Source organism: Streptomyces sp. NPDC015171, from assembly GCF_043079545.1.
Lineage (GTDB): Bacteria > Actinomycetota > Actinomycetes > Streptomycetales > Streptomycetaceae > Streptomyces.
In genome coordinates, this window is record NZ_JBIBUO010000016.1 from 107379 (window position 1) to 124147 (window position 16769).

Annotated in this window: 14 protein-coding genes; 5 read left to right on the forward strand and 9 right to left on the reverse strand. The window is 72.6% G+C overall.

The window, feature by feature from the left end:
• Positions 1–9: 9 nt before the first annotated feature.
• Positions 10–603 (forward strand): isopentenyl-diphosphate Delta-isomerase, encoded by a 594-nt coding sequence (idi, locus tag ACF073_RS33415; RefSeq protein ID WP_392075191.1) that lies wholly within the window; start codon positions 10–12, stop codon positions 601–603.
• Positions 604–618: 15 nt separating this feature from the next.
• Here the strand turns inward: idi and ACF073_RS33420 are convergent, their stop codons facing one another.
• Both ACF073_RS33420 and ACF073_RS33425 read right to left on the reverse strand, forming a co-directional pair.
• Positions 619–1113 (reverse strand): ATP-binding protein, encoded by a 495-nt coding sequence (locus ACF073_RS33420; protein ID WP_392075268.1) that lies wholly within the window; start codon positions 1111–1113, stop codon positions 619–621.
• Between the two features lie 174 nt (positions 1114–1287).
• On the reverse strand, positions 1288–1887 hold the full coding sequence (locus tag ACF073_RS33425) for an HdeD family acid-resistance protein (protein WP_392075192.1): 600 nt from the start codon (positions 1885–1887) through the stop codon (positions 1288–1290).
• Positions 1888–2037: 150 nt separating this feature from the next.
• Between ACF073_RS33425 and ACF073_RS33430 the strand changes: the two genes are divergently transcribed.
• Positions 2038–2793 (forward strand): enoyl-CoA hydratase/isomerase family protein, encoded by a 756-nt coding sequence (locus ACF073_RS33430; protein ID WP_392075193.1) that lies wholly within the window; start codon positions 2038–2040, stop codon positions 2791–2793.
• Here the strand turns inward: ACF073_RS33430 and ACF073_RS33435 are convergent.
• Together ACF073_RS33435 and ACF073_RS33440 are read right to left on the reverse strand one after the other, a co-directional pair.
• On the reverse strand, positions 2785–3414 hold the full coding sequence (locus ACF073_RS33435) for a DJ-1/PfpI family protein (RefSeq protein WP_392075194.1): 630 nt from the start codon (positions 3412–3414) through the stop codon (positions 2785–2787). The two genes, ACF073_RS33430 and ACF073_RS33435, sit on opposite strands and share 9 nt — an antisense overlap.
• Positions 3415–3558: 144 nt before the next feature.
• Positions 3559–4518 (reverse strand): GlxA family transcriptional regulator, encoded by a 960-nt coding sequence (locus ACF073_RS33440; RefSeq protein WP_392075195.1) that lies wholly within the window; start codon positions 4516–4518, stop codon positions 3559–3561.
• 241 nt (positions 4519–4759) lie between these two features.
• Between ACF073_RS33440 and ACF073_RS33445 the strand changes: the two genes are divergently transcribed.
• Positions 4760–7183: a Tex family protein gene (locus ACF073_RS33445; protein ID WP_392075196.1), complete on the forward strand. Its 2424-nt coding sequence runs from the start codon at positions 4760–4762 to the stop codon at positions 7181–7183.
• Positions 7184–7309: 126 nt separating this feature from the next.
• Here ACF073_RS33445 and ACF073_RS33450 read toward each other — a convergent pair whose 3' ends face one another.
• Positions 7310–8950, reverse strand: a complete 1641-nt coding sequence (locus tag ACF073_RS33450; RefSeq protein ID WP_392075197.1) for an ABC-F family ATP-binding cassette domain-containing protein — start codon at positions 8948–8950, stop codon at positions 7310–7312.
• Positions 8951–9060: 110 nt separating this feature from the next.
• Between ACF073_RS33450 and ACF073_RS33455 the strand changes: the two genes are divergently transcribed.
• Positions 9061–9999, forward strand: a complete 939-nt coding sequence (locus tag ACF073_RS33455) for an FAD-dependent oxidoreductase (protein WP_392075198.1) — start codon at positions 9061–9063, stop codon at positions 9997–9999.
• 4 nt (positions 10000–10003) lie between these two features.
• Here ACF073_RS33455 and ACF073_RS33460 read toward each other — a convergent pair whose 3' ends face one another.
• On the reverse strand, positions 10004–11950 hold the full coding sequence (locus ACF073_RS33460; protein ID WP_392075199.1) for a Xaa-Pro dipeptidyl-peptidase: 1947 nt from the start codon (positions 11948–11950) through the stop codon (positions 10004–10006).
• A gap of 176 nt (positions 11951–12126) precedes the next feature.
• Here ACF073_RS33460 and ACF073_RS33465 point away from each other — a divergent pair, with 176 nt between their 5' ends.
• Positions 12127–13617 carry a M1 family metallopeptidase gene (locus ACF073_RS33465; RefSeq protein WP_392075200.1) on the forward strand — a complete coding sequence of 497 codons (1491 nt, stop codon included), beginning with the start codon at positions 12127–12129 and terminating at the stop codon, positions 13615–13617.
• 62 nt (positions 13618–13679) lie between these two features.
• On the opposite strand, the gene ACF073_RS33470 is transcribed toward ACF073_RS33465, so the two are convergent.
• Genes ACF073_RS33470 through ACF073_RS33480 form a run of 3 tightly spaced genes read right to left on the reverse strand, consistent with a single transcriptional unit; the run spans position 13680 to position 16600 of the window.
• Positions 13680–14597 (reverse strand): PfkB family carbohydrate kinase, encoded by a 918-nt coding sequence (locus ACF073_RS33470; protein WP_392075201.1) that lies wholly within the window; start codon positions 14595–14597, stop codon positions 13680–13682.
• The gene (locus ACF073_RS33475; protein WP_392075202.1) at positions 14594–15082 is read right to left on the reverse strand and encodes a macro domain-containing protein; all 489 of its coding nucleotides are present in this window, start codon (positions 15080–15082) and stop codon (positions 14594–14596) included. Before ACF073_RS33475 ends, ACF073_RS33470 begins: the two co-directional genes overlap by 4 nt.
• A 42-nt stretch (positions 15083–15124) precedes the next feature.
• Entirely contained in the window at positions 15125–16600 is a 1476-nt protein-coding gene (locus tag ACF073_RS33480) for an amino acid permease (RefSeq protein ID WP_392075203.1), read from the reverse strand.
• Positions 16601–16769 lie beyond the last annotated feature (169 nt).

A 16769-nucleotide genomic window follows, 5' to 3' on the forward strand; every position in this document is an offset into this window, starting at 1 on the left:
AGGATGGGTATGCCGATCACACCTGCCACCGCGACGCACAGCTCGTCGGAGGGCACCGCAGAGGCGATTTTGCTGGAACTGGTCGACGAGAAGGGTGTGACGATCGGTACGGCGGAGAAGCTCGCGGCCCATCAGCCGCCGGGACAGCTGCACCGGGCGTTCTCCGTCTTCCTCTTCGACGAGCAGGGCCGGCTGCTCCTCCAGCAGCGCGCGCTCGGCAAGTACCACTCGCCCGGTGTGTGGTCCAACACCTGCTGCGGCCACCCGTACCCGGGTGAGGCGCCCTTCGCCGCGGCGGCCCGGCGCACCTACGAGGAGCTGGGCGTGTCGCCCTCGCTGCTCGCGGAGGCCGGCACGGTCCGCTACAACCACCCCGACCCCGCCTCGGGCCTGGTGGAGCAGGAGTTCAACCACCTCTTCGTCGGCCTGGTGCAGGCGCCGCTCGGGCCGGACCCGGAGGAGGTCGCCCAGGCCGCCTTCGTGACGGCGGCCGAGCTGGCCGAGCGGCATGCCGAGGACCCCTTCTCGGCCTGGTTCATGACCGTGCTGGACGCCGCCCGCCCGGCGATCAGGGAGCTGACGGGCGCGTCCGCCGGCTGGTGACCGGCCCGGCTCCCGCTAGGGCAGCGCCGCGGGCTTGAGCGGCAGGGCGGCCCAGATCACCTTGCCGCCGCTCGCGGTGTGCTCCACGTCGACCACCCCGCCCGCTTCCCTGGCCACCTCGCGGACCAGGAGCAGTCCGCGCCCGCCCGTCTGACCGTGGTCGGCCTCCAGGGCGGTCGGGCGGTAGGGGTGGTTGTCCTCCACGGACACCCGCACCCACTCGGCTCCGACGGCCACCTCCACGGCGAGCACCGGCGACAGCAGCGCCGCGTGCCGGACCGCGTTGGTGACCAGCTCGGAGACGATCAGCAGCAGGCCGTGCACCAGGTCGTCGGAGGCCGGCACACCCTGGCGCAGCAGCAGGTCCCGCACCGCGTGCCGGGCCTGCGGGACCGAGGCGTCCACCGCCGCAGCGGTGAAGCGCCAGACGCCTTCGTACGGCAGTGGATCCGGCGGCCGGTCGCCGCTCCCCGCTGGGCGCGGGCCGTCCCCACGCCCGTGGTTGTCCATCGTCCGGTCGCCACCCTCGCGCTCGATTGTCACCACACGTCGAGTGTTGGTAACGATGCGCTCCCGCCCGGATGCCTGAACAGAAGTCAGCGGGTATCGAGCGGTTTCTGACCGACTGCGTATGACCTGGTCACGGGTGGGACTGTTCCTGTTCTCCGGACGCCGTTTCCCGAACTAGTCGGGTTGTACGGGTTCGGCGGCCCGCTCCTCGGCGACGAGGCCGACGATACGGCGCCCGCCGAAACCGGTGGCGATCAGGCCGAGCCCGTCGAAGAGCAGGGAGAGCGAGATGAAGCAGCCGATCACGTACTGGCTGCTGCTCGGCCAGGACCCGAGGACCAGGATCCCGAGCAGCAGGTCGAAGACGCCGAGCAGCAGGGTCCAGCCGAACTGGGGACCGCGGACCACCATGCTGCCGACCAGCCGGAAGATCCCGGCGGAGAGGAAGAGCAGGGCGGCGAACATGGTGAGCGCTGCGGCCGCCGCGTGGGGCAGCCGGATGACGACGACGCCGGCCGCGATGTTCAGACCGCTGACGACGACACCGAGCCAGAAGTAGTTCGTGCCGCGGGCCTGGACGGCGTGCAGCAGGCCGATGATCCCGCCGATCAGCAGCAGCCAGCCGAAGAGCAGCATCGAGGTCAGCGTGGCCACGCCGGTGTAGACGAGTCCGACGAGTCCGGCGAGCACGAGGATCACGCCGAGCACCGCGAGCCAGCTGAAATCGCGGCGCATCCGCGCCGCCCCGTCCCTGGACTTGCCGGACCTGGCCATCGCCGCCTCCTGGGATAACGCCGCTTTGCTACTCCCTTCCCTCTTTGTCCCCGTCATGCGGAGTCTCGTAACTCATCCGCCCTTCCGGTCCGGTCCGCCAGCCGTACGGCCGCCCCGACCGCCGCGGCGCCCGGCCGATACGATCACCGCATGGAGCCCCAGCTGTCGCACCAGGTCGCCGACTCCGTCGCCACGGTGGTCATCCGTCATCCGGCCCGGCGCAACGCCATGACGGCCGCGATGTGGCGGTCCCTGCCGCCCCTGCTGGACCGGCTCGCGCGCGCCCCGGAGGTCCGGGCGCTGGTGCTCACCGGAGAGGGCGGCACCTTCTGCGCGGGCGCGGACATCACCTCGCTGCAGGGGGCGCCCGAAGAGCCGCAGCAGCTCGCGGTGGCGGCGGAGGAGGCCCTGGTCGCGTTCCCCAAGCCGACCGTCGCCGCCGTCCGCGGACACTGCGTGGGCGGCGGGGCGCAGCTGGCGGTCGCCTGCGATCTGCGGCTCGCCGAGGAGGGGAGCCGCTTCGGGGTGACGCCGGCCCGCCTCGGCCTGGTCTACCCGGCCTCCTCGACCCGGCGTCTCGCCGCGCTCGTGGGGCCGTCCACCGCCAAGTACCTGCTGTTCAGCGCCGAGTTGATCGACACCGGACGGGCCCTGCGCACCGGGCTCGTGGACGAGGTGCTGCCCGAGGGCGGCCTCGACGCCCGTGTCGCCGAGCTGACCGGGGTGCTCGCCTCCCGTTCGCAGCTCACCCAGGCCGCGGCGAAGGAGTTCGTGAACGGCAGGGCGGACCGGGACGGCCACTGGGCCGAGCGGGCGCGCGGCAACGGCGAGGCAGCGGAGGGCGTCGCCGCGTTCCTGGAGCGCAGGCAGCCCCGCTTCACCTGGAGCGTCTCCGCGTCAGGCTGAGGCGACCTGCTCGCGGAACCGGGCCACCAGGTGCGCGGGCGCCTTCTCCGGCGACCCGGCGTCGTAGGGCGGCTGGGGGTCGTACTCGGTCAGCAGCTGGACCAGCTGGGCCTGTTCGTCCCCGGCGATGGCGCCGAGGAGGGTCAGGCCCATGTCGATGCCGGACGACACACCCGCCGCGGTGACGTACTTGCCGTCCACGACCACCCGCTCCCCTGTCGGCTCGGCGCCGTGACCGGGCAGCTGGTCCAGGGCCAGCCAGTGGGAGGTGGCGCGGCGGCCCCGCAGCAGCCCCGCGGCGGCCAGCAGCAGTGAACCCGTGCACACCGAGGTGGTCCAGGTGCTGGTGGCGTCGGCCGCGCGCAGCCAGTCCAGCAGGACGGGGTTCTCCATCTGCGGGCGCTGCCCCGGGCCCCCGGGCACGACCAGGATGTCCGGCGCCGGTACGTCGGCGAGCGTCCGGTCGGCGACGAGCGCCAGGTTCCCGGTGTCGGCGCGGACGGGGCCGGTGCGCTCGGCGACGAACACGGTCTCGGAGTCCGGGAGCCGGCCCAGGGTCTCGTAGGGGCCGACGGCGTCGAGGGCGGTGAAGCGGTCGTAGAGCACGATGGCGATCTGCATACGATTTCCTCTTCTCTGGGGGGACTTCTCTGGCCTGCCGGATCTGGCCTGCCGGATCTGGTCTGCTGGGCCTGGTCTGCTGGGCCTGGTCTGCTGGGCCTGGTCTGCTGGGTTTGGCCTGCCGGGTTTGGCCTGCCGGAACGTTCAGCCCACCGGTGCCGGGCGGAAGCGGCGTCGGTACTCGGCCGGGGAGGTGGCGAGGGCGCGCACGAAGGCGCGGCGCATGGCCTCCGGCGTGCCGTAGCCGCTGGCGCGGGCCACGCGCTCGATGCCGTCGGTGGTGTCCTCCAGCAGCCGGCGGGCGTGTTCGAGGCGGACCCGGTCGACGTACCGGCCGGGTGTCATGCCGGTCTCGGCGTGGAAGGCACGGGCGAAGTGGCGCGGGGAGAGGGCGGCGCGCGCGGCCAGCGCCTCGACACCGAGGTCCCCGTCCGGGTGCTCGGTGATCCACTGCTGGACGTCCCGCAGGGGTTCGCGCCGGGCGGTCTGGACGGCCAGCTGGGCGCTGAACTGGGCCTGGTTGCCCGGCCTGCGCAGGAACACCACGAGGTGGCGGGCGATGGTCAGCGCCGTCTCCCGGCCCAGGTCCTCCTCCACCAGCGCGAGGGCGAGGTCGATGCCGGCGGTGACCCCGGCCGAGGTGGCCACGCGCCCGTCCCGGACGAAGATCGGGTCGGGGTCGACCCGGACGGCGGGATGGTCCCGGGCGAGCGCCTCGCAGTACGCCCAGTGCGTCGTGACACGCCGTCCGTCCAGCAGACCGGCCCGCGCCAGCGGGATGGCGCCGGTGCAGACGGAGACCAGGCGCGACGCCCGCGGGCCGTGCACCCGCAGCCACTCCACGAGGCGCGGGTCCGGGTCCCGGCTGCCCTCCCCGCCGGGGACCAGCAGGGTATGCGGGTCCCCGGCGTCCGCGAGGGAGCCGTCCGGTACGAGGACGAGCCCGCTGGAGGCCCGTACGGGAGCGCCGTCCACGGAGGCCGTACGGATCCGGTACGAGCCCGGAGTGTGCGACTCGGCACCGGCGAAGACCTCCAGGGGACCGGTGACATCGAGGCTCTGGAGGCCCTCGAAGAGGGTGAGCAGGACGTTTCGCTGCGCCATGCCCTCGATTGTTCGCGGGCACGCGGATGACCGCAATGACGTCCTTCCCACCTTTTCTGCCATGCGGGGCTCCGGCGTGCCGCGCGCAGTGGTGCGTCCTCGCCGGCCCGTCGGGCGCGGAGCCGGCCTTCGCACCCGGGAACCGGACCCGCGGCCCGCCGGGCGCGGCCCTGATCCCCGGTTGTCGGTGTCACCTGCCACAATTGCCGCGCAACCTCAGTGGAGAAGGCGGTACCGGATCGTGACGACACCCGGGTCCCTCGGAGCAGGGTCCATCGAAGGCAGGATCGCCGGTGAGCTCGGCGTACGGGAGCGGCAGGTGAAGGCCGCGGTGGAGCTGCTGGACAGCGGCTCGACGGTGCCCTTCATCGCTCGCTACCGCAAGGAAGCGACCGAGATGCTCGACGACGCGCAGCTGCGCACCCTCGAGGAGCGGCTGCGCTATCTGCGGGAGCTGGAGGAGCGGCGGACCGCGATCCTGGAGTCGGTGCGGGAGCAGGGCAAGCTCACCGAGGAGCTGGAGGCGCGGATCCGGAGCGCCGAGACCAAGGCGCGGCTGGAGGACATCTACCTCCCCTACAAGCCCAAGCGGCGGACCAAGGCGCAGATCGCCCGCGAGGCGGGTCTCGAACCGCTCGCGGAGGGGCTGCTGAGCGACCCGACGGTCGAACCGCAGGCCGCGGCCGCCGCGTTCGTGGACGCGGCCAAGGGCGTCGCCGATCCGCAGGCCGCGCTGGACGGCGCGCGGGCGATCCTCACCGAGCGGTTCTCCGAGGACGCCGACCTGATCGGCGAGTTGCGCGAACGCATGTGGGTGCGCGGGCGGCTGGCCGCGAAGGTGCGGGACGGCAAGGAGGAGGCGGGCGCCAAGTTCGCCGACTACTTCGACTTCGCCGAGCCGTTCACCGAGCTGCCCTCGCACCGGATCCTGGCGATGCTGCGCGGTGAGAAGGAAGAGGTCCTGGATCTCGTCCTGGAGCCGGAGGAGGCCACGGAGGGTCCCTCGTCGTACGAGGGCATCGTCGCTTCGCGGTTCGCGATCGCCGACCGGGGACGGCCGGGCGACAAGTGGCTCTCGGACACGGTCCGCTGGGCCTGGCGCACCCGCATCCTGGTCCACCTCGGCATCGATCTGCGGCTGCGGCTGCGCACGGCCGCCGAGGACGAGGCCGTGAACGTGTTCGCGGCCAACCTGCGCGACCTGCTGCTGGCCGCCCCGGCAGGCACCCGCTCGACGCTCGGCCTCGACCCCGGTTTCCGTACGGGTGTGAAGGTCGCCGTGGTCGACGCCACCGGCAAGGTCGTCGCCACGGACGTGATCCACCCGCACGTCCCGGCGAACAAGTGGGACGAGGCGATCGCCAAGCTCGCCCGGCTGTCGCGGGAGCACGCGGTCGAACTGATCGCGATCGGGAACGGCACGGCGTCCCGCGAGACCGACAAGCTCGCCGGTGAACTCATCGCCAGGCACCCGGAGCTGAAGCTCACCAAGGTGATGGTGTCCGAGGCGGGCGCGTCGGTGTACTCGGCGTCGGCGTACGCCTCGCAGGAGCTGCCGGACATGGACGTGTCGCTGCGCGGCGCGGTCTCCATCGCCCGGCGCCTGCAGGACCCGCTGGCCGAGCTGGTGAAGATCGACCCGAAGTCGATCGGCGTCGGCCAGTACCAGCACGACCTGTCCGAGGTGAAGCTGTCCCGCTCGCTCGACGCGGTGGTCGAGGACTGTGTGAACGGCGTCGGCGTGGACGTCAACACGGCCTCCGCGCCGCTCCTCGCGCGCGTGTCGGGCATCTCGGCCGGGCTCGCCGAGAACATCGTCACGCACCGGGACCAGAACGGCCCCTTCACGTCCCGCGCGGAGCTGAAGAAGGTGGCGCGGCTCGGCCCGAAGGCGTACGAGCAGTGCGCGGGCTTCCTGCGCATCCGGGACGGCGTCGACCCGCTGGACGCCTCCAGCGTGCACCCCGAGGCCTACCCGGTGGTGCGCCGCATGGTGAAGACCACGGGCCAGGAGGTGGCCTCCCTCGTCGGCAACACGGGCGCGCTGCGCTCCCTGCGCCCCGCCGACTTCGTGGACGACACCTTCGGTCTGCCCACCGTCACCGACATCCTCAAGGAGCTGGAGAAGCCGGGCCGCGACCCGCGTCCCGCCTTCAAGACGGCCACCTTCAAGGAGGGCGTGGAGAAGATCTCCGACCTGTCCGCCGGGATGGTCCTGGAGGGCGTGGTCACCAATGTGGCCGCGTTCGGCGCGTTCGTGGACATCGGCGTCCACCAGGACGGCCTGGTGCATGTGTCGGCGATGTCGAAGACGTTCGTCAAGGACCCGCGCGATGTCGCCAAGCCCGGTGACATCGTCAAGGTGAAGGTCCTGGACGTCGACATCCCGCGCAAGCGGATCGCCCTGACCCTGCGTCTCGACGACGAGGCCGCGCCGGAGGGCCAGGGCGGCGGCGGCCGGCAGCAGCGCGGCGGCGGCGCCCGCCCGCCCCAGCAGCGGCAGAGCGGCGGCCAGCGGCAAGGCGGCGGCCAGCGGCAGGGCCGTGGCGGAGGCGGTGGCGGTGGCGGCGGTGACCGCGGCGGCCGGCAGGCCCCGGCACCGGCCAACAGCGCGATGGCCGACGCGCTGCGCCGCGCGGGCCTGCTGGACCCGAAGAAGCGCTGACCACCGGCGTCCGGGCCCGCTGCCACGGCGGCGGGCCCGGACGGGCCGGCGGAGAGCCGGCTGATCCCGTTGCCCGGGACGCCCGGGATCCGCACGGACCCGGTGCCGGGATGCCGGCCGGGCCGGCTAGCGCTCGGTGACCTTGCCGTCCGCGACCTCCAGGCGGCGGGTGACGTGGACGGCGTCCAGCATGCGGCGGTCGTGGGTGACCAGCAGGAGGGTGCCCTCGTAGGCGTCGAGGGCCGACTCCAGCTGCTCGATGGCCGGCAGGTCCAGGTGGTTCGTCGGCTCGTCCAGGACGAGCAGATTGACGCCCCGGCCCTGGAGCAGGGCGAGCGCGGCGCGGGTGCGTTCGCCCGGGGAGAGGGTCGCGGCCGGGCGCACCACATGGCCGGACTTCAGGCCGAACTTGGCCAGCAGGGTGCGGACCTCCACCGGCTCGGTGTCGGGGACGGCCGCGCAGAAGGCGTCGAGCAGGCTCTCGGTGCCGTGGAACAGCTTGCGGGCCTGGTCGACCTCGCCGACCAGCACACCCGAGCCGAGGGCGGCGTGGCCGCCGTCGAGCGGGACCCGGCCCAGCAGCGCGCCGAGCAGCGTGGACTTCCCGGAGCCGTTCGCGCCCGTGACCGCGATCCGGTCCGCCCAGTCGATCTGCAGCGACACCGGGCCGAAGGTGAAGTCGCCGCGCCGGATCTCGGCGTCCCGCAGGGTCGCCACGACCGCACCCGAGCGCGGCGCGGACGCGATCTCCATGCGCAGCTCCCACTCCTTGCGCGGCTCCTCGACCACGTCGAGGCGTTCGATCATGCGCTGGGTCTGGCGGGCCTTGGCGGCCTGCTTCTCGCTGGCCTCGCTGCGGAACTTGCGGCCGAGCTTGTCGTTGTCGCCGCCCGCCTTCCGCCGGGCGTTCTTCACGCCCTTGTCCATCCAGGACCGCTGCATCTGCGCGCGGTCCTGGAGCGCGGCCTTCTTGTCGGCGTACTCCTCGTAGTCGTCGCGGGCGTGCCGGCGCGCGACATCGCGCTCCTCCAGGTAGGCGTCGTAGCCGCCGCCGTAGAGGTTGATCTGCTGCTGGGCGAGGTCCAGTTCGAGGACCTTGGTGACCGTGCGGGTGAGGAACTCGCGGTCGTGGCTGACGACGACCGTGCCCGCGCGCAGGCCGGTGACGAACCGTTCCAGCCGCTCGAGGCCGTCCAGGTCCAGGTCGTTGGTGGGCTCGTCCAGCAGGAAGACGTCGTAGCGGGACAGCAGCAGGGAGGCGAGGCCGGCGCGGGCCGCCTGGCCGCCGGAGAGGGCGGTCATGTGCTGGTCGAGGCCGACGGCGAGACCGAGGGAGTCGGCGACCTCCTCCGCGCGTTCCTCCAGGTCGGCGCCGCCGAGTCCCAGCCAGCGCTCCAGGGCGGTGGCGTAGGCGTCGTCGGCGCCCGACGCGCCGTCCACCAGGGCCTGGGTGGCCTCGTCCATGACCCGCTGGGCCTCGGCGACACCGGTGCGGCGGGCCAGGAACTCGCGGACCGTCTCCCCCGGCCGGCGCTCCGGCTCCTGCGGCAGATGGCCGACGGTCGCGGCGGGCGGCGACAGCCGGAGGTCGCCCTCCTCGGGCGGGACGAGTCCGGCGAGCATCCGCAGCAGGGTCGACTTGCCCGCGCCGTTGGCGCCGACCAGCCCGATCACATCGCCGGGCGCGACGACCAGGTCGAGCCCGGAGAACAGGGCGCGGTCGCCGTGTCCGGCGGCGAGGTTCTTGGCAACGAGGGTGGCAGTCATCAGAACGCCGATCCTAATGGCCGCACCGGAGCGTGCCGCGCATGTGCTCCGCCGGCGGCCGGCGCCACCGGCCCTCCCGGAGCGCCCGGGTCAGGGCCTATCGTCCCGGCATGAACAGTGCGCCGCATGACGAAGTGATCGTGGTCGGGGGCGGGATCGCCGGGCTGACGACGGCCGTGCTGCTGGCCGAGTCCGGGTGCCGGGTGCGGGTGTGGGCGCGGGAACCGGCCGAGCGGACGACCTCGGCCGTCGCCGGCGGCCTGTGGTGGCCGTACCGCATCGAACCGGAGCCGCTGGCCGGCGCCTGGGCGGTGGAGTCCCTCGGCGTGTACGAGGAGCTGGCGGACCGCCCGGAGGAGACGGGGGTACGTCTGGCGGAGGGTGTCCACCACGGGGCCCGGCTGGACGGGCTGGGCGCGTGGGCGGGCCGGGTGCGGGGGCTGCGGGCGGTGGCCGGAGGGCTGGCGGCGCGACTGCCGGTGATCGACATGCCGGTGCATCTGGCGTGGCTGCGGCGCCGCCTGGAGCGGGCGGGCGGCGCGCTGGAGGTGCGCGAGGTGACCGATCTGGCCGCCGTGCCCGCCGCCGTGGTGGTCAACTGCACCGGGCTCGGCGCCCGTTCACTGGTGCCCGACCCCGCGGTGCGTCCGGTGCGCGGGCAGCTGGTCGTGGTGGAGAACCCGGGCGTCAGCAGCTGGTTCACCGCCGTGGACCACTCCTCGGCCGCCTCCACCTACGTCATTCCGCAGCCGGGGCGGCTGCTGCTCGGCGGCACCGCTGAGGAGGACGACTGGTCCCTGGAGCCGGACCCGGGGACCGCCGCGGCGATCGTCGCCCGGTGTGCTGCCGTCCGGCCGGAGATCGCCGGAGCCCGGGTGCTGGCGCACCGCGTGGGGCTGCGTCCGGCCCGGGAGTCGGTACGGCTGGAGCGGCGGCCCCTGCCCGGCGGCCGGACGCTGGTGCACAACTACGGGCACGGCGGGGCCGGTGTCACGGTGGCCTGGGGATGTGCGCGGGAGGCGGCCGGGCTGGCGTGCCCGGCCGCCTGAGCCGTCAGCCGGCCGGGACGTGCCGGACGGCGCGGGGAGCGCGGACGCCGTCCAGGACCGCGGGGGCCGGTGCCGCGGCCCGGCCGGAGGCGGCCCGGGCGAACGCCGCCGCACCGCCGACCAGCGGCACCTTCGCCGTCGTACGGGACAGGTCCAGGGTGAGGGTCGGCCGGGTGGACGGCGGGTCGATGAGGTCCTTGTCCGTGCCGGCGACGATCAGTGCCAGGCGGTGTCCCGCGGGGACGACGTGGTCGGTGGCCGCGAGATCGAGGGTCATCGTGTACGCCCTGCCCGGGGTGAGCGGGACGCCCTCGGTCGCCGAGGCGTAGTGGCCGAGATCGGCCCAGCCGCGGCTGACGACGGTGTAGTCGACGGCGGTGGTCTTGGCCCGCGTCTCCTTGTAGCAGGCGCTGTCCCCTGCCGTGCTCGCGCCCCAGCAGGTGCGGTCGGTGAGGGTGGTGATGCCCTCGGCACTGTCGGCGTAGTCGCGGATGGTGTCCGGGCCGACGTCGACCAGGACGGCGGACAGGTGGGCGGAGGCGGTGGTCGGGGTCGCGGTGACCGTCACCCGGGCGGAGCCGGCGAGCCGCAGGTCGCGGGTGAGGGGCGTGGTGAGGAATCCCGCCTTCTCCGGGGTGGACGCGGTGAGACGGGCGGCCCAGTCGGTCTCGCTCAGCCGGGGGTCGTCCGTGAAGGTCTCGGTGCCGGCGGCCGGGCGCGGGCCGAGGGTGCCGACGCCGGCCCGGCTGCCGGCGGCCGGGTGCAGGACGGTGGCGCGGGTGCCGTGCGGGGGCCAGGCGGCGGAGGTGGCCCAGCGGTCGGGCCCGCGTTCGATGTCGGCCGCCGGCTCGCGGTCGATGCCGTTGTCGTAGCCGAGGAGTTCATGGTCGAACCAGCGGTGCAGGGTGTCGACCCAGGCGCCGCGCCGGTAGTCGAAGGGATCGACATGACCGGTCTGGGACAGCCAGATCTTCCGCTCGACGCCGTGCCGGGCGAGGGCGTCCCACCACTGGCCGAAGTTCTTGGTGCGGACGTTGAGGTCCTGCATGCCGTGGACCAGGAACACGCTGGCGCGCACCTTGGCCGCGTCCTTGACGTAGTCCCGCTCGGTCCACAGCGGGGTCCGGTCGCCGCTGCGCGGGCTGCCGTCGGCGAGCCTGCGCTGGACGGCGGCGCAGTGGGCCCGCGCTCCGGCGCTCTCGACGTAGTCGGCCAGCTCGTCGGGGCCGCCTTCGTAGAGCGGGGCGCCCTGGGCGAAGTAGTAGTCGTACCAGGAGGAGATGGCGCTGATCGGGACGATGGTCCTCAGGCCCTTGACGCCCGTCGCGGCGACGCCGTTGGCGATGGTGCCGTCCCAGCTCTTGCCGATCATGCCGGTTCTGCCGTTGCTCCAGCCGGCCCGCGCCCGGGTGTCGCCGGTGCGGCTGGTGTATCCCTTGGCGCGGCCGTTCAGCCAGTCGATGACGGCCTTCGCGGACAGGACGTCGGACCGGCCGCCGACGTCGACGCAGCCGTCGGAGCGGTTGGTTCCGGCGAGGTCGACGCCGACGAAGGCGTAGCCGCGGGGGACGAAGTAGTTGTCGTAGAACAGCGGCATCTGGACGACGTGGCCCTGGGGGTCGTAGGTCTTGCGCTGGCTCTCGTTGCCCCGGCCGCAGCACGAGTAGTAGGGGCTCGCGTCCATGATGACCGGCACCTTGCGGCCCTGCCGGGCCGGTTCGGCGGGCCGGACGATGTCGGCGGCGACGCGGTCGTGGTGTCCGTCGCCGTCCTCGTCGAGTCCCGTGTCCACCCACACGGACTCGCGGACGGCATGGGCGTAGGAGTAGACGGGCCGGCTCTCCCGGGGTGCCGCCTGGGCGGCGGCCGGCGTGAGGAACACGGCCGTCAGGGTGGCGACGACCGCGGTCACCAGCGGTCTCCAGAGGGTCAAGCGGGTGCGTTTCGGCATGCGCGGACCGTACTCCCGTCAACTCCTGTGCAAAAGACGCCTTTCCGGTGGTCGTGACGGCTGAATGGCGATCGTGTGACAGCAGGGGCCATGGACAAGCCGGAGGCCACAGGGACTGAATAGGCTCCGAACAGAATTCCGGAACGGACTCGCAGTCCCGACGACTTGGAGCTGACGTGCACCGCAGAATCATCGCCCCGGGCGCACTGGCGGCGGCCTCCCTTCTGCTGGCGATCCCGGCATCGGCCGCGAGCCACTCGCCCGGCGCACCGGGCATCGGCGACCCCTATTACCCGTACTACGGCAATGGCGGCTATGACGTCTCGCACTACGACCTGAGGCTGCAGTACCAGCCGAAGACGGACGAGTTGCAGGGCACGGCGACGATCCTGGCCAGGACCACCCAGGATCTGTCCAGCTTCGACCTGGACTTCCTGCTGGACGTGAGCGAGGTGCGGGTCAACGGCACCAAGGCGGCCTTCACCACCTCCGGCCAGCACGAACTGGTCATCACCCCGAAGACGCCGCTGGCCAAGGGCACACCGGTCTCCGTCGTGGTCCGCTACAGCGGGGTGCCGTCGACGAAGAGCGCCTACGGCTTCTCCACCTGGCACCGCACGCCGGACGGCGCGGTGGCCGCCGATGAGCCCGAGTCGGCCTGGTGGTGGTTCCCGAGCAACGACCACCCGAGGGACAAGGCCACCTACGACGTGTCGGTGGCCGTGCCGGACGGCACCCAGGCCATCTCCAACGGCACGCTGCAGTCGACCAGTTCGAAGCTCGGCTGGACCCGGTACACCTGGCGGCAGAACAAGCCGCAGGCCACCTATCTGACCACGCTGGCGCTGGGCAAGTTCGACATCACCACCGGCACCTCCGACGGCGGCGTGCCCGTCGTCAACGCCTACAGCAAGGACCTCGGCGACAACGACGGGGCCGCGCGGGCCAGCGTGGAGCGCACCGGGGAGCTCGTGGACTGGCTGAGCGGCTACTTCGGGCCGTATCCGTTCAGTTCGGCGGGCGGGTACGTGCCGAACACCACCACCGGGTACGCGCTGGAGACGCAGACCCGGGTCTATTACAGCCCCAAGCAGTTCGCGAATGGTTCCAACACCTCCGTGGTCGTGCACGAGCTGGCCCACCAGTGGTACGGCGACTCCGTGTCGCTGAAGGACTGGAAGGACATCTGGGTCAACGAGGGCTTCGCCCGGTACGCGCAGTGGCTGTGGTCCGAGCACGAGGGCGAGGGCACCGCGCAGGAACTCGCCGACTACGTGTACGCCTCGCACCCGGCCGACGACGCCTTCTGGACGGTCGCGCCCGGCGACCCCGGTGCGGACAACCAGTTCGACACCGCCGTCTACGACCGGGGCGCGCTGGCGATCCAGGCGCTGCGCAACGCGATCGGTGACGACGCCTTCTTCGCGATCCTGAAGGGCTGGCCGAAGGAGCACGCCTACGGCAACGCCTCGGTGGCCGACTTCCAGAAGTACGCCGAGCACGTGTCCGGCAAGCCGCTGTCCGCACTGTTCGACACCTGGCTCTTCCAGCCGTCGAAGCCGGCCGCGTCGTCGGTGCGCGCGCTGGCGAAGAAGGGCGGTGCGACGGTGTCGCAGCCGAAGTCGTGGAAGAAGATCGAGGCGACGAACGACGTCCACGGGCACTGAGGTGCCCGGGTGCTGATGCGCCCCGCCGCTGAGGTTCCCGGGGCGCCGCGCCCCGGGGCGCCTCAGCGGCTCGGTTCGGCCGCCTGCCGCAGCAGCTCGTCCCGGCCTATCGCGTCCGCGCGGGCGGCCGGGACGGTGCACGCGTAGGCGCCCGCTATCGCGCCGAAGCGGGCGCATCGCTCGGGCGGCTCGCCGCTGAGCCGGCCGTGGAGGAACGCGGCGGCGAAGGCGTCGCCCGCGCCGTTGGAGTCCACCACCGGTCCGGGCGGGGCCGCCGCCGGTATCCGGGTCAGCGCGCCGCCGGTCAGCAGATACGCGCCCGCCGCGCCGGCGGTGGCGACGACGGTCGCGGCCCGGCCCCGCTCGGCGATACGCCGCATGGTCCGCTCGGGGTCGGTGAGGGCGGCGGCCGACAGGAAGACGACGTCGGCCGCGAGCGCGAACGGCTCGTGGTACGGGTTCTCGCCGTCCCAGTCGTGCAGGTCCGTGGAGAGCGGCACGCCCGTCTCGCGCAGGACCGGCAGGGCCTCGGCGCACGGCTGGGTGATGGTCACGTGCACATGCCGGCTGGCGGCGGCCAGCGCGCGCAGGACCGCCTCGGGGAAGCGGTCGCCGGGCCGGGCGCGGCTCGTGTCGTAGAGCGAGAGGCGGCGGCCGTCGGGGCCGACGAGGTTGACCGCCCGCTTCGTCCCGGCCGGCTGGGGCAGTGCGGTGAGGGCGATGCCGTGCTCGTGGTGCAGGGCGCGGACGAGGTCGCCCTCGGGGTCGTCGCCGAGCAGGTCGAGATGGTGGGTGCGCAGGCCGAGCGCGGCCAGGCCCAGCGCGACGAAGTCGCCGGTCTGCCCGGCGCGGGTGCGGATCCCGGAGTCGATCATGTAGCTGTCGGCGTACGGGAGGGGCAGCTCGGGGACGTGGACGATCGTGTCCACACCGGCTCCGCCCAGGACCAGTACATCGGTCGCTTCCGTCTGCCCGGTCATGCCCCGCCCCCTCCGTGGTCGTACACCGTCACCGCGATTCCCCGGCGCACCAGGCGGTCGGTGACGAGCGGCTCCACGCGGGACCACTTGCCGCCCGCCAGGCCGCAGCCTATGCGCGGCATGTGCACGGACGCGCCGCGTTCGCTCGCCTCGCCGGCGAGGCGGCCGAGGGCGGTGCCGATGGCCTCGTAGCGTACGGGGGCGCCCTTGCTGCCGGTTCTGATGCCGCGCTGGCCGATCATGTTGGCCACCCACACCTGGGGGGCGACCGGCACCAGCTGGACGGCGCCGAGGGCGAAGTCGTTGCGCGCGCGGTCGCGGTGCCAGGCGCGGTACGCCGCCTCGGGCTCCGGCCAGCGCCGGGAGAGGGCCAGGACGAAGCCCTTGCCCCAGCCGCCGAGGTCGTTGCAGACATGGGCGATCACCTTGGCGCCCTTGACCGACGGCACGGTGGCGTCACCTCGGACATACATGATCTCCGACATGACGCCACCGTAGGCGATGCCACTGACAGTGGCCCTGAGCTGCTACTTCGAGGAGTCCGACAGCTTCGACAGCTCCTGGTCGGCGTTCTTGGCCGCCTGGCGGCGGATGCCGAACCAGCCGACGACCAGCATGAGGGCGATCACCGGGATGAGGAGCAGGGTCTTGCGGCCGACCTCGGCGTCGTTCCACATCATGCCGAGGCAGACCAGCAGGAAGACGATCGTGGCGATCTCGGTGACCGGGCTGAACTTCAGCTGGAAGCGCGGCCGGGTCAGCTGGCCCGCGCGGGCGCGGCGGACGAACACCACGTGGCAGAGCATGATGATCACCCAGGTGCTGATGATGCCGAGCGAGGCGACGTTCAGCACGATCTCGAAGGCCTGGCTCGGCATCAGGTAGTTCAGACCGACGCCGAGCACGCACACCCCGCAGGTCAGCAGGATGCCGCCGTAGGGCACCTGGCTGCGGTTCATCCGGGCGGTGAACTTGGGCGCGGAGCCCGCCATGGCCATCGAGCGCAGGATGCGGCCGGTGGAGTACAGGCCGGAGTTCAGCGAGGACATGGCGGCGGTCAGCACGACCAGGTTCATCACGTCACCGGCCGCCGGCACGCCGATCTTGGAGAGCACGGTCACGAACGGGCTCTGGTCGGCGGAGTACACCGAGCCGGGCAGCAGCAGGGCGAGCAGCACGACCGAGCCGACGTAGAACAGGCCCACGCGCCACATGATCGAGTTCACCGCGCGCGGGACGACCTTCTCGGGCTCGGCGGTCTCGCCCGCGGCCACGCCGACCAGCTCGAGGGCGGCGTAGGCGAAGATCACGCCCTGCATGACGAGGACGACCGGCATCAGGCCGTGCGGGAAGACGCCGCCGTGGTCGGTGATGACGCTCAGGCCCGGCTTGCTGCCGCCGACGTCGTGCTGGGTGGCCAGCAGGAAGATGCCGATCAGCATGAAGCTCACGAGGGTGGCGACCTTGATGATCGCGAACCAGAACTCCATCTCGCCGAAGATCTTCACCGAGATCAGGTTCACGGCGAGCACGACCGCGAGGGCGATCAGCGCCAGGACCCACTGCGGGATCGACGTGAACATGCTCCAGTAGTGCGTGTAGAGCGCGATCGCGGTGATGTCGGCGATGCCGGTGGTCGACCAGTTCAGGAAGTACATCCAGCCGGCGACGTAGGCGCCCTTCTCACCGAGGAACTCGCGCGCGTACGACACGAAGGAACCGGAGGACGGGCGGTACAGGACCAGCTCGCCGAGGGCCCGCACCACGAAGAAGGCGAAGACACCGCAGACCAGGTAGGCCAGGGCGAGCGCCGGTCCGGCGTTGTGGAGGCGTCCTCCGGCGCCCAGGAAGAGGCCGGTGCCGATGGCGCCACCGATGGCGATCATGTTGACGTGGCGGGCCTTGAGGCCCTTGCTGTAACCGGCGTCGCCCGCGTCCGCGGGCGTCTGGGCCACCTGGGGATGGGCAGCGGCCTGTGCCGCCTGTACGGCGTCCTTGCTCACGGTGGTAACCACTTCCTGGTGCGCCCGGACCTCGTGGGTCCGGGTGTCCGTACGTTCTCGGCCCGCGCCCACTACTGTGCGTGTCGCGCGGCACAGACCGAGACAGCACCTTCCCAGATGGATCGACCGGTACGCGGTGGTCCACGTCACAGAGCGTTGCTTCTCACAC